The 26,233-nt window shown below is 74.1% G+C and carries 30 protein-coding genes and 1 pseudogene; 19 read left to right on the top strand and 12 right to left on the bottom strand.

The window, feature by feature from the left end:
* The 4 genes and pseudogenes from ilvC to IE94_RS0119045 all read right to left on the bottom strand — a co-directional run.
* Positions 1–589 (bottom strand): annotated as a pseudogene (ilvC, locus tag IE94_RS35795) (ketol-acid reductoisomerase); the annotation flags it as partial.
* A 297-nt stretch (positions 590–886) separates the two neighbouring features.
* Positions 887–1,618 (bottom strand): GNAT family N-acetyltransferase, encoded by a 732-nt coding sequence (locus IE94_RS0119055; RefSeq protein ID WP_245235278.1) that lies wholly within the window; start codon positions 1,616–1,618, stop codon positions 887–889.
* Between the two features lie 31 nt (positions 1,619–1,649).
* A complete protein-coding gene (locus IE94_RS0119050) occupies positions 1,650–2,279 on the bottom strand; it encodes a LysE family translocator (RefSeq protein ID WP_030185769.1) in 630 nt (209 codons plus the stop codon).
* Between the two features lie 163 nt (positions 2,280–2,442).
* Positions 2,443–2,844, bottom strand: coding sequence for a hypothetical protein (locus tag IE94_RS0119045; protein ID WP_030185766.1), 402 nt, complete (start codon positions 2,842–2,844; stop codon positions 2,443–2,445).
* Between the two features lie 239 nt (positions 2,845–3,083).
* Between IE94_RS0119045 and IE94_RS35790 the strand changes: the two genes are divergently transcribed.
* A complete protein-coding gene (locus IE94_RS35790; protein ID WP_425337972.1) occupies positions 3,084–3,761 on the top strand; it encodes a PfkB family carbohydrate kinase in 678 nt (225 codons plus the stop codon).
* Here the strand turns inward: IE94_RS35790 and IE94_RS0119035 are convergent.
* The gene (locus tag IE94_RS0119035) at positions 3,736–4,401 is read right to left on the bottom strand and encodes a fascin domain-containing protein (protein WP_030185763.1); all 666 of its coding nucleotides are present in this window, start codon (positions 4,399–4,401) and stop codon (positions 3,736–3,738) included. The two genes, IE94_RS35790 and IE94_RS0119035, sit on opposite strands and share 26 nt — an antisense overlap.
* A gap of 335 nt (positions 4,402–4,736) precedes the next feature.
* Entirely contained in the window at positions 4,737–5,162 is a 426-nt protein-coding gene (locus tag IE94_RS0119030; RefSeq protein WP_030185760.1) for a hypothetical protein, read from the bottom strand.
* A gap of 190 nt (positions 5,163–5,352) precedes the next feature.
* Between IE94_RS0119030 and IE94_RS0119025 the strand changes: the two genes are divergently transcribed.
* From IE94_RS0119025 to IE94_RS0119015, 3 genes are all read left to right on the top strand, one after another.
* Positions 5,353–5,889, top strand: coding sequence for a DUF2269 domain-containing protein (locus tag IE94_RS0119025; protein WP_106977912.1), 537 nt, complete (start codon positions 5,353–5,355; stop codon positions 5,887–5,889).
* Positions 5,890–5,998: 109 nt separating this feature from the next.
* A complete protein-coding gene (locus IE94_RS0119020; RefSeq protein ID WP_078606520.1) occupies positions 5,999–7,000 on the top strand; it encodes an NADPH:quinone reductase in 1,002 nt (333 codons plus the stop codon).
* Positions 7,001–7,086: 86 nt separating this feature from the next.
* Positions 7,087–7,539 carry a VOC family protein gene (locus IE94_RS0119015; RefSeq protein ID WP_030185752.1) on the top strand — a complete coding sequence of 151 codons (453 nt, stop codon included), beginning with the start codon at positions 7,087–7,089 and terminating at the stop codon, positions 7,537–7,539.
* Between the two features lie 26 nt (positions 7,540–7,565).
* On the opposite strand, the gene IE94_RS0119010 is transcribed toward IE94_RS0119015, so the two are convergent.
* A complete protein-coding gene (locus tag IE94_RS0119010) occupies positions 7,566–8,366 on the bottom strand; it encodes a thioesterase family protein (protein WP_030185751.1) in 801 nt (266 codons plus the stop codon).
* Positions 8,367–8,547: 181 nt separating this feature from the next.
* Between IE94_RS0119010 and IE94_RS0119005 the strand changes: the two genes are divergently transcribed.
* The 3 genes from IE94_RS0119005 to IE94_RS0118995 are packed head-to-tail and all read left to right on the top strand — an operon-like array spanning position 8,548 to position 9,561.
* Positions 8,548–8,775 (top strand): hypervirulence associated TUDOR domain-containing protein, encoded by a 228-nt coding sequence (locus IE94_RS0119005; protein ID WP_030185748.1) that lies wholly within the window; start codon positions 8,548–8,550, stop codon positions 8,773–8,775.
* A gap of 14 nt (positions 8,776–8,789) precedes the next feature.
* Positions 8,790–9,131 (top strand): DUF3140 domain-containing protein, encoded by a 342-nt coding sequence (locus IE94_RS0119000; protein ID WP_030185745.1) that lies wholly within the window; start codon positions 8,790–8,792, stop codon positions 9,129–9,131.
* The gene (locus IE94_RS0118995; RefSeq protein WP_030185742.1) at positions 9,124–9,561 is read left to right on the top strand and encodes a hypothetical protein; all 438 of its coding nucleotides are present in this window, start codon (positions 9,124–9,126) and stop codon (positions 9,559–9,561) included. Before IE94_RS0119000 ends, IE94_RS0118995 begins: the two co-directional genes overlap by 8 nt.
* Positions 9,562–9,663: 102 nt before the next feature.
* On the opposite strand, the gene IE94_RS0118990 is transcribed toward IE94_RS0118995, so the two are convergent.
* Positions 9,664–11,214 (bottom strand): SDR family oxidoreductase, encoded by a 1,551-nt coding sequence (locus tag IE94_RS0118990; RefSeq protein ID WP_051777543.1) that lies wholly within the window; start codon positions 11,212–11,214, stop codon positions 9,664–9,666.
* A 104-nt stretch (positions 11,215–11,318) separates the two neighbouring features.
* Between IE94_RS0118990 and IE94_RS0118985 the strand changes: the two genes are divergently transcribed.
* Together IE94_RS0118985 and IE94_RS0118980 are read left to right on the top strand one after the other, a co-directional pair.
* Positions 11,319–11,813 carry a MarR family winged helix-turn-helix transcriptional regulator gene (locus IE94_RS0118985; protein ID WP_030185736.1) on the top strand — a complete coding sequence of 165 codons (495 nt, stop codon included), beginning with the start codon at positions 11,319–11,321 and terminating at the stop codon, positions 11,811–11,813.
* A gap of 74 nt (positions 11,814–11,887) precedes the next feature.
* Positions 11,888–13,978 carry an MMPL family transporter gene (locus IE94_RS0118980; protein WP_030185734.1) on the top strand — a complete coding sequence of 697 codons (2,091 nt, stop codon included), beginning with the start codon at positions 11,888–11,890 and terminating at the stop codon, positions 13,976–13,978.
* 21 nt (positions 13,979–13,999) lie between these two features.
* On the opposite strand, the gene IE94_RS0118975 is transcribed toward IE94_RS0118980, so the two are convergent.
* Both IE94_RS0118975 and IE94_RS0118970 read right to left on the bottom strand, forming a co-directional pair.
* A complete protein-coding gene (locus tag IE94_RS0118975; RefSeq protein ID WP_030185732.1) occupies positions 14,000–14,425 on the bottom strand; it encodes a TIGR03618 family F420-dependent PPOX class oxidoreductase in 426 nt (141 codons plus the stop codon).
* Positions 14,426–14,539: 114 nt separating this feature from the next.
* Positions 14,540–14,734, bottom strand: coding sequence for a hypothetical protein (locus IE94_RS0118970; RefSeq protein WP_030185730.1), 195 nt, complete (start codon positions 14,732–14,734; stop codon positions 14,540–14,542).
* 142 nt (positions 14,735–14,876) lie between these two features.
* Between IE94_RS0118970 and IE94_RS0118965 the strand changes: the two genes are divergently transcribed.
* The 7 genes from IE94_RS0118965 (at position 14,877) to IE94_RS0118935 (ending at position 20,656) form a co-directional block, all read left to right on the top strand.
* Entirely contained in the window at positions 14,877–15,878 is a 1,002-nt protein-coding gene (locus IE94_RS0118965) for a mechanosensitive ion channel family protein (protein WP_030185728.1), read from the top strand.
* Positions 15,879–16,018: 140 nt separating this feature from the next.
* Entirely contained in the window at positions 16,019–16,654 is a 636-nt protein-coding gene (locus IE94_RS0118960) for a class I SAM-dependent methyltransferase (protein ID WP_030185727.1), read from the top strand.
* A gap of 112 nt (positions 16,655–16,766) precedes the next feature.
* Positions 16,767–16,955 carry a hypothetical protein gene (locus IE94_RS0118955; protein WP_007390169.1) on the top strand — a complete coding sequence of 63 codons (189 nt, stop codon included), beginning with the start codon at positions 16,767–16,769 and terminating at the stop codon, positions 16,953–16,955.
* A gap of 20 nt (positions 16,956–16,975) precedes the next feature.
* A complete protein-coding gene (locus tag IE94_RS0118950) occupies positions 16,976–17,683 on the top strand; it encodes a hypothetical protein (RefSeq protein ID WP_030185723.1) in 708 nt (235 codons plus the stop codon).
* Positions 17,680–18,645, top strand: coding sequence for a DUF6895 family protein (locus IE94_RS0118945; protein WP_030185718.1), 966 nt, complete (start codon positions 17,680–17,682; stop codon positions 18,643–18,645). Before IE94_RS0118950 ends, IE94_RS0118945 begins: the two co-directional genes overlap by 4 nt.
* Positions 18,642–19,562: a DUF6895 family protein gene (locus IE94_RS0118940; protein ID WP_030185717.1), complete on the top strand. Its 921-nt coding sequence runs from the start codon at positions 18,642–18,644 to the stop codon at positions 19,560–19,562. Before IE94_RS0118945 ends, IE94_RS0118940 begins: the two co-directional genes overlap by 4 nt.
* Positions 19,559–20,656, top strand: coding sequence for a serine hydrolase domain-containing protein (locus IE94_RS0118935; protein WP_030185716.1), 1,098 nt, complete (start codon positions 19,559–19,561; stop codon positions 20,654–20,656). Before IE94_RS0118940 ends, IE94_RS0118935 begins: the two co-directional genes overlap by 4 nt.
* 62 nt (positions 20,657–20,718) lie before the next feature.
* On the opposite strand, the gene IE94_RS0118930 is transcribed toward IE94_RS0118935, so the two are convergent.
* Both IE94_RS0118930 and IE94_RS0118925 read right to left on the bottom strand, forming a co-directional pair.
* Positions 20,719–22,095 (bottom strand): alpha-lytic protease prodomain-containing protein, encoded by a 1,377-nt coding sequence (locus IE94_RS0118930; protein ID WP_030185713.1) that lies wholly within the window; start codon positions 22,093–22,095, stop codon positions 20,719–20,721.
* A 197-nt stretch (positions 22,096–22,292) separates the two neighbouring features.
* On the bottom strand, positions 22,293–23,954 hold the full coding sequence (locus IE94_RS0118925; protein WP_030185711.1) for an alkaline phosphatase D family protein: 1,662 nt from the start codon (positions 23,952–23,954) through the stop codon (positions 22,293–22,295).
* Positions 23,955–24,098: 144 nt separating this feature from the next.
* On the opposite strand from IE94_RS0118925, the gene IE94_RS0118920 reads away from it, so the two are divergent.
* The 3 genes from IE94_RS0118920 to IE94_RS0118910 all read left to right on the top strand — a co-directional run bounded on the left by IE94_RS0118920 (position 24,099) and on the right by IE94_RS0118910 (position 26,182).
* Positions 24,099–24,404, top strand: a complete 306-nt coding sequence (locus IE94_RS0118920) for a hypothetical protein (protein WP_030185708.1) — start codon at positions 24,099–24,101, stop codon at positions 24,402–24,404.
* A gap of 111 nt (positions 24,405–24,515) precedes the next feature.
* Positions 24,516–25,196, top strand: a complete 681-nt coding sequence (locus tag IE94_RS0118915; RefSeq protein WP_030185706.1) for a helix-turn-helix transcriptional regulator — start codon at positions 24,516–24,518, stop codon at positions 25,194–25,196.
* Positions 25,197–25,204: 8 nt separating this feature from the next.
* Complete coding sequence (locus IE94_RS0118910; protein ID WP_030185704.1) at positions 25,205–26,182, top strand: pyridoxal-phosphate dependent enzyme; 978 nt, start codon at positions 25,205–25,207, stop codon at positions 26,180–26,182.
* Positions 26,183–26,233: the final 51 nt, after the last annotated feature.

Here is a 26,233-nt window from a genome sequence, read left to right as displayed (position 1 = left end):
GAGGTCCACGATCAGCTTCAGCTCGTGCAGGCACTCGAAGTAGGCGATCTCCGGCTGGTAACCGGCCTCGGTCAGCGTCTCGAAGCCCGCCTTCACCAGGGCGGTGACACCACCGGCGAGGACGGCCTGCTCACCGAACAGGTCGGTCTCGGTCTCCTCGGTGAACGTGGTCCTGATGACACCGGCGCGGGTGCCGCCGATGCCCTTGGCGTACGACAGGGCCAGCGCGAACGCGTTGCCCGTGGCGTCCTGCTCGACGGCGACGAGGCAGGGGACGCCGCGGCCCTCCTCGTACTGGCGGCGCACCAGGTGGCCCGGGCCCTTGGGGGCGACCATGCAGACGTCCACGCCGGCCGGGGGCTTGACGAGGCCGTAGCGGATGTTCAGGCCGTGACCGAAGAACAGGGCGTCGCCGTCCTTCAGGTTGTCCTTGATGTCCTTCTCGTAGACCTCACCCTGGAGGGGGTCGGGGATGAGCACGCAGCGACAGGGCGTGGGCGTGGCCCTGGCTGCCGTACCCGATGACCGCGACCTTGCGGCCCTGGATGATGGACAGGTCGGCGTCGGCGTCGTAGAACAACTCAGCCATGAGACTCACCTTTCTTGAACACATAAGGCCAGGGGGACGGCACACTCGTCCCGGGGGGATGTGACTGCGCGAACGAGTGGTGTGTCAGCGCTGGCCGACAGGCCGAAGCACTATCTCACACCCAAGTGAGCAGATACGTGTGTCGGGTGACGGCCCATCCCTGCCAAAGGTGTGACCGCAAGAGGTCTGCTCACTCGCCCTGTACGCAGCTCAAGGGGCAGGCGCAGAGCCTGATGGCGCGAGCCGGGGCCGTGGTCGACGCCCCGGCGTTCCGGGCCCGGCCGGTCGCCCGGTTTGTCAGCGCCCCGGAGGGGTGCGGAAGCCCCGGAAGGTCACCTGCCTGCGCGTCTTGAAGCCGAGGCGCTCGTACAACGCGAGCGCCCCCGTGTTCGCCTCGGCCACGTGCAGGAACGGGCGTTCGCCGCGCGCCAGGACGCGGGAGGCGAGCGTACCGACCAGGCGGGCGGCGTGGCCCCGCCCGCGTGCCTCGGGAGCGGTGCACACGGCGCTGATCTCGGTCCACCCCGGAGGCCGCAGCCGTTCTCCTGCCATGGCCACCAGGGTGCCGTCGACGCGGATTCCGAGGTAGGTGCCGAGTTCGTGGGTGCGCGGCCAGAAGGGCCCCGGCCCGGTCCGTGCGACGAGGTCGAGCATCTCGGGCACGCTGTCCGCGCCCAACTCGACCACGTCCGGGCCGGGTTCGGCGCCGGAGAGGTCGGGGCGGCCACCGGCGGGCCAGATCATCTGGCGGCCCTCAAGGCTGAAGACCGGCTCCCAGTCCGGCGGCGGGACCGCCGGGGAGCTGAACATGTCGGCGAAGGCGGCCGGGCCGAGCAACTCGGCCAGATCGGCCCAGTCCCGCGCATCGGGAGCGGTGGACACGGTGGAGAACGTCGCCACGTCCGCCCGGTAGGTGGCGGCGCGCCCGAGCCGTCGGGCGAGAGGCGCGTGCCGGCCGCCGAGCGACCGGCCCACCGGATCGTCCAGGACGGGGTCGTCGTCGAGCGGCATCGTGTCGTCGTGCGGCATCGTGCTTTTCTCCTTCCGGCGGGGCACGGGCTCAGGGCCGGGCCGTGGCGACCTTCGGTCCGAATCCGATCAGTACGGTCCCGGTGACGCGGTCCATGCCCTGGCGTACGGCGGGCTTCTCGAAGAAGGCGCGCGCCTTGGACAGCAGCAGCACGTATCCGCCGAGCCGGACCGCGGTGAGCATGGTGAGCATCGTGTGCACGAGAACCAGCAGGGCCATGCCGGCGTGGGGAGGCAGCCCCGTCGGGGCCAACGCCGGCAGCAGACCCGTGGAGAAGACGGCGATCTTCGGATTGAGCACGTTGCCGACCAGACCGGTCCGCCAGGGGTTGCCGCGGGGCGGGGCGAGCGCACCCGCCGCCGACCGCGAGGGGGCGCGACGGCTCTGGAGCAGCGCCTGGACCCCGAGGAGGACCAGATAGGCGGCGCCCGCCAGTTTGACCGCCGTGTACGCGGTGGCGGACGCGGCCAGCACGGCGGCGAGACCCACCACCGCGAGCACACCCCGGACCAGAAGCCCCGCGGTGATCCCGCCCACCGTCCGCAGCCCGTCCCGCCACCCGGAGGCGACGGCCCGCTTGGTCACGACGGCCATGTCGGGCCCGGGCACCATGGTCAGTACGGCCAGGACGCCGACCGCGGCCACGAACTGCAGGAGCATCCCGTCAGTCTCACATGTGCGGAACCGGGCCCGGCCCGCGGCCCCGGTGACCCGGTCCTCGGCTGAGTGCCTGCCGTACGGGCCGCAGCGGGCCCGAAGCGGGTCGGCCGACCGGTCCGGCGGGTGAGCCGGACCGGTCGGCCGTGTTCTGGTCGGCGTTCGGTCAGTGGTGGCCGTGCGGTCGCAGCCACTGCGGCCGGTGGGCGGCCGGACGGCGGTGACCCGCGGGCTGGTCCGCGGTGTCCGTGCTGCTGCCCGGACCCTCCAGGCGTCCGGCCAGTGCGTCACGCTCGGCGGTGGCTTGCCTGGCGGTCTCGCGATCCCGGCGGCGCTTCTTGCCGCGGTGGCGCGCCAGTACCGTCCCGGCCAGGAGCATCCACATGCCCAGGCCGAAGATCAGGGTCAGGGCGATACCGCCGAGAAACGCCCCGAGCGTACTGATCGTGAATGGCTCGCTCCCCAGCAGCGTCACGGTGTAGTCCGGACCGCCGGACAGGTTGTACGCGATTAGCAGGCCCGCGAAGGCGGCGGCGCCCGCCATGAGCAGGAGGCCCAGCACCAGCATGTCTCTCACCTCGTCGCACGTCGGTGTCCTCCGTCCGGGTCACCATGAGGAATCGGGCAAAACGCGCAACTTGGATGTGGTGGCCGGGGTAGGGGGCAGCGCCGGAGGGCCGTGCCGGGGGCGCGGCGTACGCCGTCGGCTCACCGGTCCGCCCCGCGTCGCGGTGATGCCGCGTCAGTACCGGACGGGCCCGGCCGACCGGCCTGCTCCTGAAGGACCCGGGCGCCACCGGGACCCGTGTGCACCACTCCCGCGGGGGTTTCGCGGCCTCGGCCCTCGGCCCCAGCGGCCCCGGCCTCCGGGGCGACGCTCGGATCGACGGGGCCGCCCTGCTCCACCTCGCCGGGGTGACACCGGCCCTGTCCCCGTCCTGTCGGGCCCTGGTGGAACGGGCGCCGAGCACCCCGCCGGAGCGACGTGCCCAAGCCGTCAGTTTCGACGCAGACCACCGCCCCGCACGGTGGCCGCCGGGCACAGCCGCCACCGTGCCGCGGGAGCCGGCCGACCGCGCCGGCATCGTCCTCGTCGGCCTGGACGAGGCCCGGGACCTGTGGGGCGCCGACCTCGGCGCACGGGACGTCCGCCGGCTGCTGGGCCGACCGCGGGTCCTCGTCGTCAAGGGCGGCGGGCGGGGCGCCACCGCGTTCGCCGGGCACGGCAGGTGCACCGTGCCCGCCCTGGCCACCGAGGTCGTCGAGCCGGTCGGCGCGGGCGACGCGTTCGCCGCCGGATTCCTCGCCGGGCTGTGCGACGGCACGGATCTCACCAGGGCCCTGCGGCTGGGGCGCACCTCACGGCCCCGTCCGCGCCGAAGGTCGTGGGTGACCACGCAACCCTGCCCGGCGAGGACACTATCGAGGCGATGCCGGCCCTCGCCGAGCAGGACCGGCGTCAGGCGCCGATGTCGTAGAGCGTGAACTCCTCCCACGAACCCGTCACGTCGGTGGAGCGGGCGCGCAGCGCGTACTGGAGCGAACCGGTGTAGCCGTTCTCCATGGCGACGAAGAGTCCGTTGAGCGTGGACTGGAGCGCCCAGCGGTCCAGGCTCTCGTTGTAGTAGAGGACGAACCGCTCCCAGCCGCCCACGCTGGTGGAGCGGGCGCGCAGGATGTTCTGGGCGCTGCCGGTGTAGTTCTTCTCCACCGCCACGTAGCGGTCGTTGGCCAGGGAGCGCAGCGCGTAGGTCTCGCTGGCCTCGTCCCACTCGAAGGCGTAGCTCTCCCAGGAGCCGCCGAACTCGGTCGAACGGGCCCGCTGGACACCGGTGTTCGGCTCCGCGTAGTTCTTCTCGGTGGCCACGAAGCGGTCGTTGCGGGCCGACTGCACGGCCAGCAGCTCGGGCTCCGAGGCGGCGGTGTCCCCGGCGGCGAGCGGGGCGCGCCGGGCGTCCTTCTCCCCGGTGATCCGCGCCAGTGCGGACGCGTCCACCGCCTCCCATCCGGCCGGCGCGGCGGCGGGCCCGTCGGCGCGCGGGGCGGCGACGGCGGTGGGGACGGTCAGCGCGGACGTGGCGAGCAGGGCGCTCAGGGACAGCAGGACGGAGGTCGTACGTCTCACGGGAATTCCTCGGCTTTCGTCACACGGATACCGGGGCGGCGGGACGAGAATCCCGCGGGAAATGGCACCCAGACATGACGGCGTCACCCCCGAATTACTCCGCACCCCCCAAAGGCCGCGGTCGGCACCCCTCCCCGGGTGCGCCGGCAGCCGCTGCGCCGACTGGGCGAAGCGGTGTCAGCATAGTGATGCCGAAGTGTGAACCGGTACCGTTCCGCCCTCGATCCGACGATCTCGGACCGGAATGGGACGGCATTACGGATTCCGTGGTCCGCCGTTAATTCCTCGGCAACTCGCCGTTACCCCGGCAGCCGGTCCACCGGCCGCGGAAGCGGTCAGCACGACCTGCTCGTGGCTCCGTCCACGACGAACCCCACCCCGATGCCGAGCATCCAGGTGTCCTTCGCCAGGGCCGTTCCCTCCTGCGTCGGGCGCAGGCTGCCCTCCTCGCGCATTCCCGGGGTGCGCAGATAAAGTCCCACCAGTCCCGCCGAGAACGCGGTCAGGCCGATGCCCGCCAGAGCCGTCGGTACGACCGGCAGGAGCAGCGCGGTGCCCAATGCGATCTCACCGGCACACAGCAGCCGGACGAATGTCGAGGGCTGCATTTTCCCGAGGAACGGATAGGTGTTCTTCGCCATTCCGTGCATCATGGCGGCGGTCTGCTCATCGGCTCCGCGCTTGGCCAGACCGGAGTTGAGAATGAAAGCCCCGGTGGCCAGTCGCGGGGCGACATGCCTGAGCTCGACGGGCAGACGCATGGGAACTCCTAGCGGCGATGTGTCGAAGACACGCTCAGGCTAGGGCGAGCGGGTCCCCCACGCAGCGCGGACGTCCGGGGCCCTGCGCCGATCGGGTCACGGCGACCCCGGCGCGTACGCCCGGCTCGGTACGGGCGGTTACTCCCGCCGCAGGACGCCCCGGTCGCCGCCGACGGGCAGCGTGGGCGGGGTGAAACTCAGCCGCCCCGCACGCAGGGCCTCCCTCGTCGTCCACGTCCTCGCCTCCGCCGCCTGGCTCGGGCTCACCCTCGGGCTGCTGGCGCTCGGTGCCACCGCGGCGACCGGCGCCTCCCCGGCGGCGGTGGAGGCCGCCGTCCGCTGCATGAAGCTGTTCGCCGACTGGCTGCTGCTCCCCCTCGCCCTGCTCACCCTGGGAAGCGGGCTGGTGCTGGCCCTGGGCACGCCGTGGGGGCTCGCCCGGCACCGGTGGGTGTACACGAAGTTCTGGCTGACCCTCGGCACCACCGTCGCCACGTTCTTCGCGCTGCGCCCCGGTGTCGACTCGGCGGTCGCGGCCGTGACCGCCGGCGGGCCACTGCCCGACGCGGGGGACGTGCTCTTCGGGCCGGTGGTCTCCCTGTCCGCCTATGTGTTCATGACGGTGATCTCACTCCTCAAGCCCTGGGGGCCCACCCGCCGCGGGCGCCGGCTGCGCGAGCGTCCCGCGGGTGTCCGTCCACCGCTCACCCGCTCGGGCAGCGGGTGACACCGGGACGCACCCCGGGCGCGGGGACCGCGCGACCACCGGACTCGGCTCCGCCGCGACGGCGGCGACCCTCGCTGCGCCGCCACCGGACGGTTCGTAGCATGGGATCATGAACGGCTCCGTCCCCGACACCATGCGGGCGGCGTACATCGACCCCGTCGGACCGGCCGACGCCATCCGCCACGGGGAACTGCCCGTGCCGTCCGTGGGCCCCACGGATGTGCTCGTACGGGTGACGGCCGTCGCCGCCAACCCCGTGGACACCTTCGTACGGTCCGGTGCCTACGCCACCTCCCTGCCCTCGCCCTTCGTCGTCGGCCGCGACCTGGTCGGCGAGGTCGCCGTGGCCGGGCCGGGCGCCGCCGGCTTCCCGGTCGGGCGGCGGGTGTGGTGCAACAGCCTGGGGCACGCGGGCCGGCAGGGGTCCTTCGCCCAGTACGCGACGGTCGCCGCCGAACGTCTCTACGCGGCGCCGCCCGGCATCGACGCGGACCACCTCGTGGCGGCCGGCCACCCGGCCGCCTCCGCCTGGCTCGCGCTGTTCCGGCACGGGCGGCTGCGGGCGGGGGAGACCGTCTACGTCGGCGGCGGCGCAGGGAACGTGGGCGGCGCCGCCGTCGCCCTGGCCTCCTGGGCCGGGGCCCGCGTGATCGCGACGGCGCGGGCGGAGGACGCCGAGGCGGTGCGGGGCCTGGGCGCCACCGAGGTCCTCGACCACCGTGCGCCCGACCTCGGCGCACGCATGCGCCGGGCCGCTCCCGACGGCTACGACGTGCACCTGGACACCTCCGGGCACGGGGTGCTCGCCGACGCCGTGGACTCGCTGGCCCGGGGCGGTCGCCTGGTCGCGATGGTGGGACTGGGCGGCGGACCCGCGGCGCTGCCCGTGAGCCGGCTCTACACCAGGGACGCGAGCATCGTGGGCTTCGCGATCAGCAACGCCACGACCGCGGACCTCGCCGAGGCGGCGCGGGCCGTGGTGGGCGTCCTCACGGACACCCCGTGGCGCCCGCGCATCGCCGACCGGCTGCCCCTGTCGAAGACCGCCGAGGCCCACCGCAGGCTGGAGGCGGGGGTCGTGCGGGGGCGTCTGGTCCTCACGCCCTCCTGATCGTCTTTCCGGCCGGGCGGGCCCGGTCCATGATGGACACGAGGGAAGAATCCGGAAACCCGTCACAAGAGCGTGGGGGTCCAGGAATGCGCCGTGAAGACCTGCCCGCCCCGGAGTCGGGGCTGCTGCTCACCCACTTCCTCACCGTGGCCGACGTCCCGCGCTCGCGGGCCTTCTACTCCGAGGTGCTCGGCGGCGAGGTCGTGCTCGCCCAGAACCCGTGCATCGTCAAGCTCGCGAACAGCTGGATCATCATGAACCCGGGCGGGGGGCCGACGCCGGACAAACCCGATGTCACCCTGCGTCCCCCCGACGACCCCGGGACGGCGACGAGCTTCCTCAACATCCGGGTGGCCGACATCGAGCGGTGCCACCGCGAGTGGAGCGCGCTCGGTGCCGAGTTCCTCACGGCGCCCCTCGACCGCAAGGCCGAGCTGCGGTGCTACCTGCGCGACCCCGACGGGTACCTGATCGAGGTCGGCCAGGCCACCGGCCTGCTGGAGGGCATCCTCGCCGATCCGCCGGCGGGAGAGGGCTGACGCGTCGAGGCGTCGGGCGGGGCCTCTCAGGGCTGCGGACGGACGGTCAGCAGCTGCTGCGCGTGGCCCACGGGGCCGTCCAGGTCGTGCAGGACGGTGCTGGTGACGCCCTGGCCGGTGGGCCCGAAGACGACGGTGGTGTCCAGGCCGGTCCAGCGGCCACGCGGGGCCCGGTGCAGGTGCAGGGTCAGGTCCACGTTCGGGAACATCCACTCCCGCGGCGACTGCCGCACCGCGATGCCGTTGGCCGTGTCGACCAGCGCGACGTAGGAGGCCAGCGGGCTCGCGCTCTCCCCGGCGACCAGGTCGAGGCCGGTGGAGACCCAGGCGGTGGCGCGGCCCGGCCGGTGCGGGGCGAGCGGGCGTACGTCCAGGGAGGCGATGTACCCACCGGGCCACTCGGCGTCCATCGGCCGGGGGGCGAGCGTGTCCGGCCCGGTGAGCCGGTCGGCACCGCCGCCGGCGACGGCACTCGTGTCCCCGTCCGCCAGCAGCCACACCCTGGCCCGCGCCACCGAACGGCCCGCCGTCAGCACGGTCGCCTCGACCAGCTCGATGGTGCGTCCCGGCCGGACGGTCTCCACCCGTATCTCGCACTCGTCCAGCGCCGGGCGGCCCAGGATGTCGAAGCTGATGCGGCTCATCGACATCGCCGCACCGGTCCGGCCCGCGAGATGCCGGTCGACGGCGTGGACGATCAGGCCCCCGAGCGGACTGAAGTGCTGTTCGTCCGCGCTCCACGCGCCGCCCGCGTGCGGGGTCGGCTTGTAACGGTGCTCGTCGATGCGCTCGTAGTAGCTGTCCGGGGTCGCGGTGCTGGTGTTCAACGGGCTGCTCCTGGAACGGCGGCGGTGACGAGGACGTCGGCGGGCCGGGACGGCGGCGCCGGGGCCGCGACCAGGATAGTTCGGCGGTCGATCGGGGCCGGGGCCGAGTGGGGCGCCCCCGGCTGGGAACCCTGACCGTCCGGGGCGCCCGAGGCGGCGCGCAGGAGTAGGGAGTACCGCGATGGCCGAGAAACGCGACGACGAGCACCTGGGGAAGGGCGACGAGGTCACCTGGAGCAGCCACGGCTCCCGCACCGGGGGCAAGGTGGAGAAGAAGATCACCGAGCGCACCGAGGCGGCCGGCCGCACCGTGGACGCCTCGCCCGACGACCCCCAGTACCAGGTCCGCAGCGACAAGTCGGGCAGGTCGGCGGTGCACAAGCCGTCCGCGCTGAAGAAGAAGAAGTGAGGAAGCGAGGCGTCATGGACGGAGACGAACAGGACGAGACCCGGGACGCCTTCCACGCGCTGGTGAACATGACACCGGCCGAACTGGACCGGTGGCTCGACACCGACGAGTCGCGGGACGCCGGGCACCACCAGGACGGGGGCGAGTCCGTCGGGCACGCGTCCGGCCGCCGGATCGTCGAGATCCTGCACAAGAACAAGGGCGACCTCTCGGACGACGACTACGAGCACATGCGCAAGGTCGTCGGCTACGTCCGCCGGCACCTGGCCCAGCGCCCGTCGGGCGACGTCGAGGACACCCGGTGGCGGCACTCGCTCATGAACTGGGGCCACGACCCCCTGGGACGCCATGGATGACGACGACCCGCACCGGCGCCCCGAGGGCGTCAGCGACGAGACGGTCCAGGCCCTCGGATCCCTGTCCAAGGCCCTGGAGACGACCGAGTGCGCCCGCGGGCACCTGTTCGCCTTCCACCAGCACACCGGTGCGGCGGACTTCGAACTCGACCGCGCGGTCGAGCTGCTGCGCGCGGCGGGGCACCCGGCGCTGGCGGAACGCGTGCGCACCGAGATCCTGGGCCGCAACGTCATCCCCGGACACTGGACGTTCCAGATCGTCGACGCCTACGACCGGACGTACTACCAGCCGTTCCGGGACCTGGAGCGGGAGGCGGTGGCGCGCCTGGCCGAGGGACGCCGCCACCTGTACGAGGCGGAGCTGAAGGAGGTCCGCCGGTCCCGAAACCACCCGGACCACACGTCCCGCCCGGACGGCCCCCGCACCTGACGACCCGGCCGGGCCGGGCGCCGTGCGGAGCGACTTCCCGGCGAATCCGGAGGCGACGGCCCCGGCGCCGCGGGCGGCGAGGCTGCCCCGCGCGGGCCGGTGTCAGGAGCCGGGGCCGCCGGCCGCCCGGTCCGAGCGGCGGGCGGCGCGGGCGATGTTGCGGGCCATGCCGCCGAAGACCACGGCGTGGAAGGGCCACACGCTCCACCAGTACGCCTGGCCCGCCAGCCCGTGGGGATGGAACAGCGCCCGCTGGCGGTACCGCGTCCGCCCGGCGTCGTCGGTCTCGGCGTACATCTCCAGCCAGGCGAGCCCCGGCAGCCGCATCTCGGCGCGCAGCCGCAGCAGCCGCCCCGGGACGATCTCCTCCACCCGCCAGAAGTCGAGCGAGTCGCCGACCCGCAGCCGCGCGGCGTCCCGGCGCCCCCGGCGCAGGCCCACCCCGCCGACCAGCCGGTCGAGCCGGCCCCGTACCGCCCAGGCCAGCGGGAAGGAGTACCAGCCGTTGTCACCGCCGATGCCCTCGACGACCCGCCACAGCGCCTCGGGCGGCGCGTCGACCGTCAGGGCGCGCTCGTCGGTGTAGAGGCTGCCGCCCGCCCAGTCGGGGTCGGTGGGCAGCGGGTCGCTGGGCGCCCCCGGCACGGACGCGGACGACCAGCGGGTGGTGACCCGGGCCTCCCGCACCCGCCGCAGGGCCAGCCGCAGCGCGTCGTCGAAGCCCAGCGGGTATCCCGGCGGCGGCGGAACGTACCGGACGATGTCGTTCTCGCCGCACACCACCTCGTGCCGCAGCGACTCGGTGAGCGGGCGCGCGATGGCCGCCGGGACCGGGGTGACCAGCCCGACCCAGTGGCTGGAGAGCCCGGGGGACAGCATGGGCACCGGCAGGATCAGTCGCCTGGGCAGCTCGGCGACCCGGGCGTAGCGCACCATCATGTCCCGGTAGGTGAGGATGTCGGGACCGCCGATGTCGAAGGTCCGGGACACCTCCCGGGGCATGGTGGCGCTGCCGACCAGGGCGCGCAGCACGTCCCGGACGGCGACCGGCTGGATGCGAGTGTGCACCCAGCTGGGCGTGACCATCACCGGCAGCCGCTCGGTGAGGTAGCGCAGCATCTCGAAGGAGGCCGACCCGGAGCCGATCACCACCGCCGCGCGCAGCACGGTCGTGGGCACACCGGAGGCCAGCAGGATGCGGCCGACCTCGGCGCGGGAGCGCAGGTGCGGCGACAGCTCGCCCTCCGGCACCCCGGACGGGGTCAGGCCGCCCAGATAGACGATGCGCCGTACCCCGGCCGCCTCGGCCCGCTCGGCGAAGGTGCGGGCCGCCCGCCGGTCGGTCGCCTCGAAGTCGTCGCCGGAGCCGAGGGCGTGCACCAGGTAGTAGGCCACGTCCACGCCCTCCATGGCCCGCGCCACCGAGTTCGCGTCGGTGACGTCGCCGCGTACCACCTCCGCCTTCTGGGCCCAGGGATGGTCGCGCAGCTTGTCCGGGGAACGGGCCAGGCACCGCACGCGGTGTCCGGCGTCCAGCAGCTCGGGCACGAGGCGGCCCCCGACGTACCCCGTCGCGCCGGTGACCAGGCAGCGCAGACCCGCCCCGCCACCCTCGCCGCCCGCCCGTTCGGTTCCTTCACTTGCCTGGCTCATGTGGCTCCGTCGCTCCCGGGACAGTCGTACCCCAGACCCCTTCCCCGGAACGACCCGTGGCGGACGCGTCCCGGGCCAGGTCGACCCTTCTATACGCTGATCGCGTGTCGACAGCGAACCAGCGTGGACAGCACGCGCACGAGCGGGGGGCCGGCCCCGGCCCCGACTCCGGCGACCTGCACGTCCTCGCCGCACAACTGAGGCGGATGAACGGCGAGATCAACCGCCTGACGCACGGTTTCGCCGGCGGCCACGGCCTGCACGCCACCGACGTCCAGGCGCTCGCCGCGATCCTGGACGCCGGCGAGCCCATGACGCCGGGGCGGCTGCGCGAGCACCTGGGGCTGACCTCGGGTGCGGTGACGGCCTGCGTGGACCGCCTGGAGCGCGCGGGACACGTGCGCCGGGTCCGGGAGAGCGCCGACCGCCGGGTGGTGCACCTGCGCTATGTGCCCGAGGCCCGGGAGGCGGCCCGGACGTACTTCCTTCCGCTGGCCGAGGCCGCCGCCGCGACCCGCGCGCACTTCGACGACGAGGAACTGGCGGTCGTGGTCCGCTTCCTGACGGCGATGAACGAGGAACTGGGTCTCGTGCGGTAGGACGGGTACAGAACGTCCCGGCCGTAGCGCGCGTTCCTGTCCCGTCGTCCCGCAGACCTGGAGACTCGCCAGCGATGTCCACCCCCTCCCGACGGGCCCGTTGGCTCGTCACCGCCGTCCTGCTCCTGGTCTGGCTCGGCATCGGCGGCACGCTCGGGCCGTACGCCGGGAAGCTCGGCGAGGTCGCCACCAACGACCAGGCCGCCTTCCTGCCCCGCAGCGCGGAGTCCACCCGGGTCGTCGACGCCCGCAAGGCCTTCCAGCAGGACGAGACGCTTCCGGTGATCGTCGTGTGGACCGCCGACGACGGCGGCCCCGTCACCGGCCACCGGGCCGCGGCCACCCGCTCCCTCACCTCGCTGGAGGGCGCGCCCGGCGTCGTCGGCCAGGCGTCGCCCGCGCTGGCCTCCGACGACGGCGAGGCCCTCCAGGCGGTCGTCCAGGTCGAGCCCGGCCTCGGCGACGCACTGCCCGACGTCCTGGAGCGGATCGGCGACGCGGCCGGGCGGGTGCCGGGCACCCAGGCCCAGCTGGCCGGTCCCGCGGCCTCCCAGGCCGACCTCTCCGACGCCTTCTCGGGCATCGACGGGCTGCTGCTGGGCGTCGCGCTGATCACCGTCCTGGTGATCCTGCTGCTGGTCTACCGCAGCGTCCTGCTCCCCCTCGTCATCATCCTGGGCGCGGTCTTCGCCCTGGGGCTGGCCTGCGCGATCGTCTACGCGCTCGCCGAGCGGGACGTCGTACGCGTCGACGGGCAGGTCCAGGGGATCCTTTCCATCCTGGTCATCGGCGCCGCCACCGACTACGCCCTGCTGCTCACCGCCCGCTTCCGCGAGGAGCTCGCCCGGCAGCCGGACCGCTTCGCCGCCGCGCGCGCCGCCCTGCGGGCCTCCTGGGGTGCCGTGGTGGCCAGCGCGGCGACCGTGGCCCTCGCGCTGCTGGCACTGCTGCTCAGCGACCTGACCAACAACCGCGCGCTCGGGCCCGTCGGCGCCATCGGCATCGTCTGCGCCGTACTGAGCACGCTCACCTTCCTGCCGGCCGTCCTGGTCCTGCTCGGCCGCGCCGCCTACTGGCCCGCCAGGCCCGTACGGGCCGGTGACCCGGAGGCCGGGCACCGGCTGTGGCACCGGGTCGCCGAACGGGTGGACCGGGCCCCGCGCCGCATCTGGGCGATCTCCCTGGCCGCGCTGCTCGCCTGCGCCGCCTTCGCGCCGACGCTGAGCTCCAGGGGAGTGCCCCTGGACGAGATCTTCGTGAACGACACCCCGTCGGTCGCCGCGCAGCGGACGCTGGCCCGGCACTTCCCCGGCGGCTCGGGCAACCCCGCGGTGATCATCGCCGAGGCCGACCGGCTGGACCCCGTTCTCGCGGCCGCCCGCGCCACCCCCGGCGTCGCCTCCGCCGCCCCGGTCACCGCGTCCGGCCGCCCCGGCGGCGGCGAACCCAAGGTGGTCGACGGCCGGGTACGCGTCGACGCCACGCTCCGGGCCCCCGCCGACAGCGACGCCGCCAAGAGCACGGTGGCCCGTCTCAGGACGGCCGTCCACGACGTACCCGGCGCGAAGGCCCTCGTCGGGGGCTACACCGCCCAGCAGTACGACACCCAGCGCACCGCCGAGCACGACCGGACGCTCATCGTGCCCGTGGTCCTCGCCATCATCCTGGTCATCCTGGTCGCCCTGCTGCGTTCGCTGCTGATGCCCGTGCTGCTGGTGGCGACGGTGGCCCTGAACTTCGTGGCCACCCTGGGCGTCTCGGCGCTGGTCTTCACCCATGTGTTCGGCTTCGGCGGCACGGACGCCTCCGTCCCGCTGTACGGGTTCGTCTTCCTGGTCGCCCTCGGCGTGGACTACAACATCTTCCTCATGTCCCGGGTCCGGCAGGAGACGCTGCGCCACGGGGTGCGGGAGGGCATCCTGCGCGGCCTGACCGCCACCGGCGGCGTGATCACCTCGGCCGGAGTGGTCCTCGCCGCCACCTTCGCCGCGCTCGGCGTCATCCCGCTCGCCTTCCTGGTGCAGATCGCCTTCATCGTGGCCTTCGGCGTCCTGCTGGACACGCTGGTCGTGCGCTCGCTGCTGGTCCCGGCGCTCGCCCGCGACCTCGGCGCCCTCGCCTGGTGGCCCGGGCGGCCGGGGCAGAACCGGGCGGGGCAGGGGTGACCCGCCCCGGCCCGGACGGCGTCACGCCTGCGGACGCTCCGCGCGGGGGCGCACCGTGCCGAGGTAGCGCCGTACGCCGATTTCGATGACGACGCGCTCCGGGTTCGCCCGGGGCTGCCGGTAGCGGGCCGCGTAGCGGGTCTCGGCGTCGCGGACCGCCCCGGCGTCGTCCCGCACGGTCGCCACGCCCTCCAGCGTGGACCAGCGCCTGCCGTCGACCTGGCCCACGGCGACGACCGCCCCGGCGGCCCGGCGTACGTTGCGCGCCTTCGCGGTGTCCCGGCTCGTGATGACCCGCGCCGTGCGGGTGGCGTGGTCGTACGTCACCCCGACCGGGACCAGGTGGGGCGTCCCGTCGGCCCGCGGCGTCGACAGGAAGCACACCCGGCGTTCCTGCCAGAACCGGACGAACTCGTCGTCCGCCTCGTGCTGTTCCCCGGTGTCCATCCGCTCTCCTCGCCCGCGCCGTGTGTTCCGTCCGCCACAGCATCGCCCGGCGGGCCCGACGACCGCACGGCGGGGTCCCCCCCCGGGTGCGGTCCGGGGCGGCGGGGGCCGGTCTCAGGCGGCGTCCCGTTCGGAGCCCCGGCCGCCGCCGGGGCCGGCGCCGCGCCCGCCGCCCGGAAGGAGCCGCAGGTGCCTGCGCCGGGCGTGCCGGGGCGGCGCCGGATCGCCGAACAGCCGGTCCTCCAGACACGTCATGGCGAACAGCAGCAGGCCCAGGCCGGGCAGTAGCAGGACGGCAACGGTAACCACGCCGCGGGCCCCTTCCGCTGTGGGACGACTCCCCGCGGGTGCCCAGGCGGGCGCCGCTCAAAGCCGTCATGTTCGGCCGGTCCCCGGGTAGGCGGCCCCGACGGCAGACACGTCGTCCCCGAGGAACGGAGCAGCCGAGCCGATGTCGCACACCTTCCCGCCCGCCGAACCGGCCACGGACCCGCAGCTGGCGGCCTCGTGGTCGGACTGGGTCGGCGACCACACCACGGCACTGATCGGTATACCGCTGCGCATCGCGCTCATCGTCGTGATCCTGCTCGTGCTGCGCGCGGTGGCCAAGCGGGCCATCACCCGGGTCGTCCAGCGGGTCCTGGAACCGTCGGCGGGCGAGGCCGAGCGCGGGCGCCCGCGCCGGCAGGCCCGCGGTGCGGCCGTCCTGCACCGCGACCGGTCCCGGGCGCGCCGGCGCCGCGAACAGCGGGCCCGCACCATCGGCTCGGTGCTCAGCAGCGCCGTGACCATCGTGCTGTTCATGATCGGCGTGGCCATGGTGCTCGACCAGGTCGGCATCGCCCTCGGGCCGCTGCTGGCCAGCGCCGGAGTGGTCGGCCTGGCCATCGGCTTCGGCGCCCAGAGCCTGGTCGCGGACTACCTGTCGGGGCTGCTCATCATGGTCGAGGACCAGTACGGCGTCGGCGACTCGGTCGACCTCGGCGAGGCCGTCGGCGAGGTGGAGCACGTCGGCCTGCGCCTGACCCATGTGCGCGACCTCAACGGCGGCCTGTGGCACATCCGCAACGGCGAGATCCTGCGGGTCCGCAACGACAGCCAGGAGTGGGCCCGCGCCGTCCTGGACGTCGCCGTGGCCCACGACGCGGACCTCGACACCGTCTACCGCGTCCTGGAGGACACCGGCCGCGCCCTGCGCGAGGAGCCGGACTTCGCGGACGTCCTGCTGGAGGACCCCGCGGTGTGGGGCGTGCAGTCCCTGGACGCCGACGGGATGCTGGTGCGCCTCGCCGTCAGGACCCAGCCGCTCCAGCAGTGGGGCGTCACCCGTGAGCTGCGCCGCCGGGTCAAGGAGGCGCTGGACGAGGCGGGTGTCGAGATCCCCTTCCCGCGCCGGGCGATGTGGGTGCGCGCCGAGACCCCGGACGGCGGGGCGGAGGCGCCCACGGGCTGACGGAGGAGCCCCCGACGCCGGATTTGCCGTTCCGGCAAACATCTTTGGCGCCTCCTGGCCGGCCGGGGCAGCCTGCACACGGGGGGCGCGGTTCTCGCGCCCCCGTCGAGCAGCCGACCGCGCCCGCCCCAGGAGGCACCATGACCGACATCCCCGCGCCGGCACCCGCCGCGGAGTTCTGGGAAGCCCGCTACCGCGACAGCCACCGCGTGTGGAGCGGCCGCCCCAACGAGTTGCTGGTCGAGGAGGCGGATGGCCTCGCGCCCGGTACCGCGCTCGACCTCGGCTGCGGCGAAGGGGCGGACGCCGTGTGGCTCGCCTCGCGCGGTTGGCGGGTCACCGGCGTCGACGTCTCCGCCACCGCCCTGGAACGCGCCGCCGGGCACGCCGCCGAGGCCGGGGTCGGCGACCGCGTCGCCTGGGAACGCCACGAGCTGGGACCCTCGTTCCCCGCGGGGTCCTTCGACCTGGTGAGCGCCCACTACCTGCAGTCCCCGGTCGAGCTCGACCTGCCGACGGTGCTGCGCGCCGCCGCGCGGGCCGTGGCGCCCGGCGGCACCCTGCTGCTCGTCCTGCACGCCGGCTGGCCCTCCTGGCAGACCGAACCGCCCTTCGACGCCGTCTTCCCCACCCTGGACGGCGTCCTCGGCGAACTCGCCCTGCCCGAGGGGGAGTGGAGCGTGGAGACCCGTCGGACCGCCCGCCGGCCGAGCGTCTCGCCCGACGGCGTCGAGGGATTCCGCGAGGACCACGTGTGGCGGCTGCGGCGGGCGTGAGGTTTGTTGAACGAGTTACCTTCTGGGAATTTTGTGAAGAAAGGCATGTTCTGGGACTTACCGGACACCCTTGGGTGTGAAGGCCATTTGGCTACCAGAGGGAGATGGTGAAATGCCTTCCAAGGACAAGGTGCTCGAGGAAGTCACCCGCACCGAGAACATCGACATCGACGCGGCACTCGACCCCGCCGAGCCCGACGGAGTCTTCCGCGACAGCCGCGAGTGCGCCGCGCTCGCCCTCCAGTCCGGAGGTACCAACCTGCTGCTCTCGCCGCCGACCCCGCGCCCGAAGAAGGGCTGACGGACCGACGGGAGAATGTGATGGAGCAGTCGAGCACATCGGCCCTCCTGCAGGGAACGGTGCTTGACCTCGCTTCCGACGTGGTCTCCGCTCTTCGGAGCGGAGACCACGTGCGAGCGGGGAGCACCCTGACGGGAGGCGGCGCCGGTGAGGGCGTCGCCCGTGCGGCGGTACGCGTCCTGGGCGCCGACACCCTGTTGCCCAGCGTCCTGCTGCGCATCCCGCCCGACCCCGGACAACTGGCCGTGTTCAAGGACGCCGTGGCGGCCCATCCGCCGCGCGACGAGGCGGCACCCACCGTCGTGTGGAGCCACTGGGCCATGACCCGCGCCCTGCGCCGGGCCGAACAACCCCTGACCACGCCGCCCGCCGACGAACCGGACGCCGAACCCGACGCCCGCTGGCTGGACGGCGCCGGCTGGCAGTTCCTGACCCACCAGCTCGCCGTCCTCGCCCCGCTCGCGCTGCCCGGCGAGGAGTGCGCCGTGACCCGCGTGGCGCGCAGCCGCCCGGTGGACGTGGCCCGCGGATTCGTCCGGGCGGTACGCCGCCGCGACTGGCAGCAGGCGGCGGGGGCCGGGCGCTGGCTCACCCTCCTGGACGGGGTGCCCGACACCCTCGGCCTGGAGGCCGGCCTGGACTTCGTACGCCTCATGGGCGGCTCCGACCCGCGGGTGGCCCTGCAACTGGAGGCGGCGCGGCTGATGCCGGCCGGGGTCCTGCTGTGAACGTGCGCGAGATCGAGGCGGCCGCGCTGGACTGGGTGTGGGCCCACCGCGACCGCTTCGCGCTCGGCGACGACGCGCTCGCCGCCGACGGCCAGGTCAACCGGACCTGGAAGCCTTTGGGCGAGCTCACCCAGGTCTGCGCCTCCGTCGCCCGGTGCACCCCGCCCGGTGACCCGCTGCACACCCGCGTGTGCGAACTCCTGGACTTCGCCTGGCAGCAGACCCACCGGGGCGAGCTCTTCCCGCTCATGCAGACGCTGGAGCCCTTCGCCACCTACCCGCTGGAGGTCTACGCGGCCTTCGCCTCGGCCGGACTGAGGCACCCCGGCTACGAGGCGTCCGCCGCGGTGCTGACCCGTACCCGCGGCTGGCGGCTCACCGAGCAGTACCCCACCCGCCGCCTCGGCGTGCTGGAGGCCGAGCGGCGCAGCGGCATCGACCCGCACGGGGACGTACCGCGGGCGCTGGGCCGCACCTGGCTGGGCGGCCTGCCGGAACCGTGGACCTTCGAACGCGCGGCCGGTTACGCGCTCACCCACGTCGTCTTCCACCTCACCGACTGGGGACGGACGACCCGGGGAGTGCCGGCGGACCTGGCGGACTACCTCCTGCACTGGCTGCCGCCCTGGCTGGACACCTGCCTGGACGCCCGGATGTGGGACCTGAGCTGCGAACTGCTCGCCGTCGCGGCGAGCCTGCCGCGCCCGCCGGAACCGGCCGTCCTCAAGGACGCCTGGCAGCGGGTCGCCGCCGCCCAGACCACCTCCGGCGCGATCCCCGAGGAGGGCGCCGCCCAGGACGCCGCCGGAGCGGACCCGGGAGAGGACCCCTACGACTTCACCGACTGCTACCACTCCACCCTGATGGCCGCGTTCGCGGCGGCACTCGCCACGGCCGCCGCGGCACGCCCGCCGGACGTGCGGCACGCGGCCCGACACGCCGGACAAGGAGCGCCGGGATGACGGACACCCGCCTGATCCACCGCGTCGGAGCCGGCGCCCTGGAGTGGCTGTGGGCCCACCGGGACGGATTCCGCCTCGAACCGGACGTCGACCCCGAGATCGGCTTCCTGGAACGCTTCAAGCCGATCGGCGAACTCGCCCTCATCTGCAAGGTGCTCTTCCGCGAGGGCGTCGCCGGCTCCCGGCAGGCCCAGCTCGCGCGCCAACTGCTCGACCACACCTGGCGCGAGACCCTGGACGGCGGCCGCATGCTGGTGCGCGGCCAGCGCGTCGAACCCTTCTCGCCCGCCCCCTTCGAGGTCTACCTGCCGTTCAAGGAGCTGGGCTACAGCCAGCCCGAGGTCGAAGCCGCGACCCTCCTCAACCACCGGCTGGACAGTTGGGCGCGCCTTCCCGTGACCCCGACCCGGCGCCTGGGCCTCTCCGCCTTCCAGCGCCGCTTCGGCCTGACGGCGCGACCGCCCGAGGCCGACCTGGTCCCCGGCACCTGGCTGGCCGGCACCCCCGAGCCGTGGACGGTCGAGGGCCACACCGCCTACGACATCACGCACACCGTCTTCCACCTCACCGACTGGGGCGAGAACCCCGGCGGCCTGCCGCCCGACGTCGCCGACTACCTCGCCACCTGGCTCCCGGTGTGGATCGACGACTGGCTGGACCTCCAGCGCTGGGACCTGCTCGGCGAGCTCCTCGTCGTGGACGCCTGCCTGCCCCGGCCCACCCTCGACGAGGCCGCCTGGCAGGGCTTCGCCGCCGCGCAGCAGCCCGACGGCGCCATGCCCGCCGTCCGCACGATGCCCGAGGGCGACCCCGACACGGTCTTCGACGTGGTCTACCACCCGACGCTGGTCGCCGCCTTCGCCTCCCTGCTGGCCACCTCCCGCGCCCTCACCGAGCTGGCGCACTCCGCGCCGTGACGGGCCACCCCACGCCCTGGCCGGGCGAACCCGCCCCCGAGGAGCACGCGGAGCACACCCCGCCGGAGCCCGCAACGGCCGACGGGGCCGACGGGGCGGCGCCGCGCGAGCGGCTGGCCGAGGCCGTGGACGCCTCCGACGCACCCGACGTCGTCTTCGCCCTCTCCCGACACGGGCGGCGCACCGTGTACGCGGGCGGCACCGCCCCCGCGCCCGACGTGCCCCGCGAGGACCTGCGCTACGAGATCGGTTCGGCGTCCAAGACGTTCACCGCGCTGCTGCTCACGCGGCTGATCCGGCGCGGTGTGCTCACCGGCGGTGAGGCGGCGGCCACCTGCCTGGACCCCGGCAGGACGGCCGGCCCGCACCCCGTGACGCTCGCGCACCTCATCACCCACACCTCGGGGCTGCCCGCCCTGCCCGCCGACTTCCTGCGCCGGGGCCTGCCCGCCTGGCGCACCAACCCCTACGCCCGCTACCCGGCCGAGCGCCTGACCGACACCTTCCTGCGCCACGGGCCCAGGCACCGTCCCGGCACCCGCTGGCACTACTCCAACTACGGCGTCTCCGTCCTCGGCCACGCGATCGCCGCGAGCACCGGCACCGCATGGGAGGACCTGATCACCGGTCAGGTGCTGCGCGCCCTCGGCCTGAGCGGAACGGCCCTGCGGGCCAAGGGCCCCCGGACCGACGCCGTGGGACACCGCAAGGACGGCCGCACCCCCGTCCCGCCCTTCGACGCGGGCGGCTTCCAGGCGGCCGGAGCCGTCCGGTCCACCCCCGACGACCTGCTCACCTTCCTCGAGGCCCACCTCGACCCGGCCCGCTCACCGGCCGCCGGCGCGCTGCGGGCGGCGCGGGTGCCGGTGCTGCGGCGGGGCCTGGGGTACCGGCACGTGCACACGGTGGGGTGGTTCCGGCACCCCACGGACGGCGGACCCATGTACTTCCACAGCGGCGCCACCCTGGGCCAGCAGGCGTTCCTGGGCTTCCGGCCCGACACGGACACCGCCCTGGCCGCCGTGTGCACCCGGCGCTTCCGCGCCCGGGACCCGTTCATCGCCACCGCCTACGCGCTCCTCGCTCAGGGCTAGTACGCCGGGACACGGAGCGGCGCGGGACCGCTTCGAGCGGCCCCGCGCCGGACGGCGGTACGTCAGACCCGCTGCCACAGGGCCGGCGTGCTCGCCGGTGAACCGGCGCCCTGCGCCTGGTGGCTCTGCAGGCACCGGTAGCGCACACCGTCGAAGGACACGGTGGTGCCGACCTCGTAGACCCGCCCCGCGGTCCACGCGTCCCCCGCCGCGTTGTCCTGCGGCGCGGGCGTCTGGGTCGCGGCGGAGGTCGTCTTCAGGGTGAGGCCGAAGTCGCTGAGCAGCGGATTGACCGGCTGGTAGAAGGTGGTCCCGCCGTTGGTGCAGTCGCCGGAGCCGCCGGACGTGGTGCCCTGCGCCTGGGTGCCCGACACGAAGGGGCCGCCGGAGTCGCCGGGTTCGGCGCACACCGTCGTCTCGGTCAGCCCGTCGACGGTGCCCTCCGGGTAGGTGACACTCGTGTCGTGCTGCTGGATCGTGCCGCAGTGCCATCCGGTGGTCGAGCCGGAACGGCACACCGAGGCGCCCACGAGCGCCTCCACCGACCCGGCGAGCTGGATCTTCTCGCCGTTCTGCGCCTTGACGTCCGGCGTGGCGGTCCAACCGGAGTTGACGCCCACCCAGGCCATGTCCTTGCCGGGGAACGTGGAGGCCTGGAAGGTGCCCTGGTCGGCCTCGTTGAAGCCGGTGGTGGTGGCGCCCGGTTCGCCGCAGTGCCCGGCGGTGGCGAAGCCCTGCTGGTCGTCCTTGGTGACGGAGAAGCCGATGGAGCAGCGGGCCTGGTCGTTGATGTAGTAGGCGTCGCCGCCGACCAGGTCCTCCAGGACCCGAGGCTGGTCCGGCGAGACCCGGACGCCGACGTCCTCGGCCGGCACGCCGGCGGCCCGGACGAAGGCGGCCGCGGCCGACTGGGCGGTGGCCTGGACGGTGACCCGGTTGGTCCTCACGTCGACGTACCAGACCGGCGTTTGCCGGGTCCGGGTGCGGACGGCGGCGGCGTCCAGCTTCTCCTTGACCGCGCGCAGCTCCGCGAGGTTCCTGCCGACGACGGCCGCCTTGGCGCCCTGCGCCTCGATGGCCGCGGTGTCCGCGGCGTCGGTGGTGGCGATGGTCAGCTCGGCGGAGGTCGCCCCGCTCACCCAGGCACCGGCGAAGCGGTCGCCCAGCGTGTTGCGCAGCATGCCCGCGCGGGTGCCCGCCTCCGCCTCGTTGGCCAGCCGGGCCTCCGCCTGCCCGGGCGCCAGCTTCAGGTCGCGCTCCATCGCGCTCAGCATGCGCGCCGGCGCGTTGGCCGTGTCGGGTGTCCGGGCCACGGCGGGCCGCGGCCCGGGGGCGGGCGGCGGTGCGGCCGACGCGGCCGAGGGGAGTGCGGTCAGGACCAGGGCGCCGAGCGCGGTGAGGGCTGCGCGGCGGCTGCGCGCGGCATGTCTGCCGACCATGCGATGTGCCTCCTTCGGACGCTGTGCGAGACAGCGGTGTTCGGTGGGCGACCGCGGGACACGGTGCGCCTGCGACGAAGTCACAGGCCTTGCCGCAAAGATCCCCGGCGATGCCCGGGCCCGGACTGTTTCGCGCTATGGGGGACGCCGTGGGTGCCATGTGCAGTACGCGGACGCCTCCCACCGGGCGGGCCGGATCAGGCGGGCTTCAGCCCCGGTTCGCCCGCCTCGGTGACGAAGGACGCTGCCGTGGTCACGGCGGCGCCGGGCGCGCTGATGGCGGGGACCGTCCTGAAGTCGAGGTGGGTGGCCTGGCGGCCGAGTTCGGCCCGGACGTAGCCGCGCTTGCCGTTGTAGAACTTCATGTGCGGGTTCGCCCGCATGTACAGGTCCCAGTTGGCGGGCTTCTCCACGCCGTCCCGGCCGCTGGCCACCGAGGTGCAGGTGACCTCGGTGCCCACGGTGGCGGACGCCGGGTCGTCGAAGTCCTCCTTGACGTCGAGGGCGTAGCCCACGTGCACGTCGCCGGTGAGGATCAGCCAGTTGTCGATCCCGGCGGCCTTCGCCCCGGCGACCACCCGGTCGCGCGAGGCGCGGTAGCCGTCCCAGGCGTCCATGGACAGCGCGGCGTCGGCGGTCACGTCGAACTTGCGCTGGGAGAAGCACACCTGTTGGGGCATCACGTTCCACAGCGCGGTCGAGCCCTTCCAGCCGTCGAGCAGCCACTGCTCCTGCTCGGCGCCGGTGATGGTGCGCGCCGGATCGTCCGACTCGGCCCCGGGGGCGTGCGGCCGGTCGTCGTAGGCCTGGTCGGAGCGGTACTGGCGGGTGTCCAGGATGTCGAACTGGGCGAGCGTGCCCCAGTGCAGCCGGCGGTACAGCCGGGCGTCCGGACCCTGGGGCAGCTGGGCGGCGCGCAGCGGCTGGTTCTCCCAGTACGCGCGGTAGGCGGCGGCGCGGCGCAGCAGGAACTCCGAAGGGGGGATGTCGTTCTCCGGGGTGCTGCCCGCGTAGTTGTTCTCGGTCTCGTGGTCGTCCCAGGCGACGACGAACGGGTGCGCGGCGTGCGCGGCCCGCAGGTCCTCGTCGGTCTTGTACAGCGAGTAGCGCAGCCGGTAGTCGGCGAGGGTCATCGTCTCGCGGTTGAACACGTCGGGCAGCGTGACGTCGGTGTAGCGGCGCTCCCCGCCCTCGGAGTTCACCGCGTACTCGTACAGGTAGTCGCCGAGGTGGAAGACCACGTCCACGTCGTCCTGGGAGACGTGGCGCAGCACGGTGTAGTAGCCGTCCATGTAGGCCTGGCAGGCGAGAGCCGCGAGCTTCAGCGACGAGGTGGCGCTGCCCGCCGCCGGGGCGGTGCGGGTGCGGCCCGCCGGGCTGAGCCAGGTACCGGCGCGGAAGCGGTAGTAGTAGACGGTCCCGGGCGTCAGACCCTTCACGTCGACGTGGACGCTGTGGTTGTACTCGGCGTGGGCGTCGGCGGTGCCCCGGAACAGGACACCGGCGAAGTACTCGTCGAGGGCCACCTCCCACTCGACCGTCACCCGCTCGGTGCCCATCCCGCCGTCCTCCAGGAACGGTTCGGGCGCCAGCCTGGTCCACAGCAGCACCGAGTCGGGCAGCGGGTCGCCGGAGGCGACGCCGAGGGTGAAGGGGTCCTTGCTGATCCGGGCGGCGCGTTCGGGGGCGGCGACCGCGCCGCGGGCCGGCAGGTTGGTGGAGAAGGCGAGCGCGGCGGCGGCCGCGGTCACGGTGAGGAAGCGCCGACGGCCGAGGTGCCGGACGGCGGCGCCCATCACGGCGTCGTGCGGGGAGAAGGCGTGTTCGGCCAGTGCGCTGGGACGGCCCGTGGGCGCCATCTGGTGTCCTCTCGTACAACGGGGCGATGCGCGGACCCCGCATGCTAAGCAGACAAAACTCCTTAAACGGGCAGGGCTTGCGGAGTGATCACACAGGAGGAGGTACGCGCGTGTGGGCGCCGTCCCCGCGGGCACCCGGCAGCCATGGCCAGGACACGGCGCTACGACGTGGCGGCCTCCGGCCGCTGGTGGGACGAGGACGACAACCGCCGGCTGCCCGCCGGTGAGGTGCACGCCTGGGAGCAGGGCAGGAACGAGACCGTGTGCGGTCTCTCGCTCCACCGCTCGCGGCTCTACCGGTTCCCGGCGGTCCTCTGGAGCGACGTGCTGCCCGAGTCCGGCGGCGCGGCCGACGCGGTTCGCCGGGTCTGCCCCCGCTGTGCCGCCGCGGCCGGCCGCCGGGGCACGGACTCCCGGCCCGCCTGGCGGCGCGTCAACCCGCGCCCGTAGCCCGATCGGGCAGTCGAACGGCATCCGGCCGGGCGCCGGCTGCTTGGACTGCCTGTCCATGGGCTGGACGTGTAGTCTGGGACCTCTCGACGCCCCAGACTGGAGACCCGGATGAGCGAGCCCGCGCCGGAGGCCGAACGCGACGCCGTGCTCGCGGCGCTTCGTCCCGTCGTGGACGGGATCGCCGCCACGTTCGGACAGGTCTGCGAGGCCGTGCTGCACGACTACCGTCAGCCCGAGCACTCGGTCGTGGCCGTCGCCGGATCGGTGACCGGGCGGACGGTGGGCGGGGCGATGAGCGAGATCGGCATGCGCCTGCTGGCCCGCGGCGACGAGGCCCGCGACGAGTTGAACTACGTCACGCGCACCACCGACGGCACCCTGCTCAAGTCCTCCACGATGGTGCTGCGCGACTCCACGGGCGCCGTCTTCGGCGCCCTGTGCGTCAACCTGGACGTCACCGCCGTCGACCGGGCCCACGCCCTCCTCGGCGCCCTCGCCGGGACCGCGCGCACCCCCGCCGACGTCCCGGCGACCACCTTCGGCGACGACATCGACGCCGTGGTCGACGCCATCGTGGACGCCCATCCGCTGCGCCGGGACACCAGCTGGGCCGCGCTGGACCGGGAGCGGCGGCTCGAACTCTTCCGCGACCTGGACGGGCGCGGCGTCTTCGCCGTACGCCGCTCGGTCGAGCACGTCGCCGCCCGGCTCGGCATCTCCCGCGCCTCCGCCTACCACTACCTCTCCCAGGCCCGCGCCGCGACCGGCCCGGCCGCCGACACCCCCTGAGGACACCCGTGACGACCACCGCACCGCCGGTCACCCTCGACGACGTGCGCTCCGCCGCCGCCCGCATCGAGGGCGTCGCGCACCGCACCCCGGTCCTGCGCTCGCGCACCCTGGACGCCCTCGTGGGTGCCGAGGTCTTCCTCAAGTGCGAGAACCTCCAGCGGGTCGGCGCCTTCAAGTTCCGCGGCGCCTACAACGCGGCCTCCCGCCTCACCCCGGAGCAGCTGGCCCGGGGGATCGCCGCCTACTCCTCGGGCAACCACGCCCAGGCGGTCGCCCTGGCGGCACGCGAGCTGGGCACCACCGCGGTGATCGTCATGCCCGAGGACGCCCCGCCCTCCAAACGGGAGGCCACCGAGGGCTACGGCGCCGAGATCGTCACCTACGACCGCTACACCGGCGACCGCGTGGCCCTCGCCGAGGCCCTGGCCGCCGACCGGGGACTGACCCTGATCCCGCCCTACGAGCACCCGCACGTCATCGCGGGCCAGGGCACCGCGGCCCTCGAACTGGTCCAGGAGACGGGCGCCCTGGACGCCCTGCTCGCACCGGTCGGCGGCGGCGGACTGATCGCCGGGAGCGCCACCGCCGTCAAGGGACTGCACCCCGGCACCCGGGTGATCGGCGTCGAGCCGGAGGCCGGTGACGACACCCGGCGCTCCCTGGCGGCGGGCCGACGCGTGACGGTGCCGGTCCCGCGCACCATCGCCGACGGACAGGCGCTGCCCACCCCCGGCGAGCTGACGTTCTCCCTCAACCGGCGGCTGCTGGACTCGGTCGTGGTGGTGTCCGACGACGAGATCCGGGACGCGATGCGGTTCGCCTTCGAACGGCTGAAGACCGTCCTCGAACCCAGCGGCGCCACCCCGCTGGCCGCCCTCCTGAGCGGCCGGATCGACGCCCTGCCCCACCGCGTCGGCGTCATCCTGTCCGGCGGCAACGTGGACGCCGCCCGCTTCGCCGAACTCTGCGCCGCGCCCCGCTGACGGCCCGCCTCCCCCGGATGGCGGTGTCGAGTTGACAGGCGGACGATGGAG

The sequence above is a fragment of the Streptomyces violaceorubidus genome (assembly GCF_000717995.1).
Classification (GTDB): Bacteria; Actinomycetota; Actinomycetes; order Streptomycetales; family Streptomycetaceae; genus Streptomyces; species Streptomyces violaceorubidus.
The sequence above is the reverse complement of the archived record's forward strand: the minus strand, read 5'-3'. Positions and strand labels throughout refer to the sequence as shown.

What these genes read in the sequence shown, in the direction of transcription:
- IE94_RS0118975 (WP_030185732.1), bottom strand. Translation starts at nt 14,425, where the DNA reads ATGGACACCGGGGAACAGCACGAGGCGGACGACGAGTTCGTCCGGTTC.
- IE94_RS0118930 (WP_030185713.1), bottom strand. Translation starts at nt 22,095, where the DNA reads ATGGTCGGCAGACATGCCGCGCGCAGCCGCCGCGCAGCCCTCACCGCG.
- IE94_RS0118950 (WP_030185723.1), top strand. Translation starts at nt 16,976, where the DNA reads ATGGAGCAGTCGAGCACATCGGCCCTCCTGCAGGGAACGGTGCTTGAC.
- IE94_RS0118925 (WP_030185711.1), bottom strand. Translation starts at nt 23,954, where the DNA reads ATGGCGCCCACGGGCCGTCCCAGCGCACTGGCCGAACACGCCTTCTCC.
- IE94_RS0118920 (WP_030185708.1), top strand. Translation starts at nt 24,099, where the DNA reads ATGGCCAGGACACGGCGCTACGACGTGGCGGCCTCCGGCCGCTGGTGG.
- IE94_RS0118995 (WP_030185742.1), top strand. Translation starts at nt 9,124, where the DNA reads ATGGATGACGACGACCCGCACCGGCGCCCCGAGGGCGTCAGCGACGAG.
- IE94_RS0119030 (WP_030185760.1), bottom strand. Translation starts at nt 5,162, where the DNA reads ATGCGTCTGCCCGTCGAGCTCAGGCATGTCGCCCCGCGACTGGCCACC.
- IE94_RS0118915 (WP_030185706.1), top strand. Translation starts at nt 24,516, where the DNA reads ATGAGCGAGCCCGCGCCGGAGGCCGAACGCGACGCCGTGCTCGCGGCG.
- IE94_RS0119045 (WP_030185766.1), bottom strand. Translation starts at nt 2,844, where the DNA reads ATGCTGGTGCTGGGCCTCCTGCTCATGGCGGGCGCCGCCGCCTTCGCG.
- IE94_RS0119050 (WP_030185769.1), bottom strand. Translation starts at nt 2,279, where the DNA reads ATGCTCCTGCAGTTCGTGGCCGCGGTCGGCGTCCTGGCCGTACTGACC.
- IE94_RS0118940 (WP_030185717.1), top strand. Translation starts at nt 18,642, where the DNA reads ATGACGGACACCCGCCTGATCCACCGCGTCGGAGCCGGCGCCCTGGAG.
- IE94_RS0119055 (WP_245235278.1), bottom strand. Translation starts at nt 1,618, where the DNA reads ATGCCGCACGACGACACGATGCCGCTCGACGACGACCCCGTCCTGGAC.
- IE94_RS0119015 (WP_030185752.1), top strand. Translation starts at nt 7,087, where the DNA reads ATGCGCCGTGAAGACCTGCCCGCCCCGGAGTCGGGGCTGCTGCTCACC.
- IE94_RS0119000 (WP_030185745.1), top strand. Translation starts at nt 8,790, where the DNA reads ATGGACGGAGACGAACAGGACGAGACCCGGGACGCCTTCCACGCGCTG.
- IE94_RS0119005 (WP_030185748.1), top strand. Translation starts at nt 8,548, where the DNA reads ATGGCCGAGAAACGCGACGACGAGCACCTGGGGAAGGGCGACGAGGTC.
- IE94_RS0119020 (WP_078606520.1), top strand. Translation starts at nt 5,999, where the DNA reads ATGAACGGCTCCGTCCCCGACACCATGCGGGCGGCGTACATCGACCCC.
- IE94_RS0118960 (WP_030185727.1), top strand. Translation starts at nt 16,019, where the DNA reads ATGACCGACATCCCCGCGCCGGCACCCGCCGCGGAGTTCTGGGAAGCC.
- IE94_RS0118965 (WP_030185728.1), top strand. Translation starts at nt 14,877, where the DNA reads ATGTCGCACACCTTCCCGCCCGCCGAACCGGCCACGGACCCGCAGCTG.
- IE94_RS0118990 (WP_051777543.1), bottom strand. Translation starts at nt 11,214, where the DNA reads ATGAGCCAGGCAAGTGAAGGAACCGAACGGGCGGGCGGCGAGGGTGGC.
- IE94_RS0118980 (WP_030185734.1), top strand. Translation starts at nt 11,888, where the DNA reads ATGTCCACCCCCTCCCGACGGGCCCGTTGGCTCGTCACCGCCGTCCTG.
- IE94_RS0118955 (WP_007390169.1), top strand. Translation starts at nt 16,767, where the DNA reads ATGCCTTCCAAGGACAAGGTGCTCGAGGAAGTCACCCGCACCGAGAAC.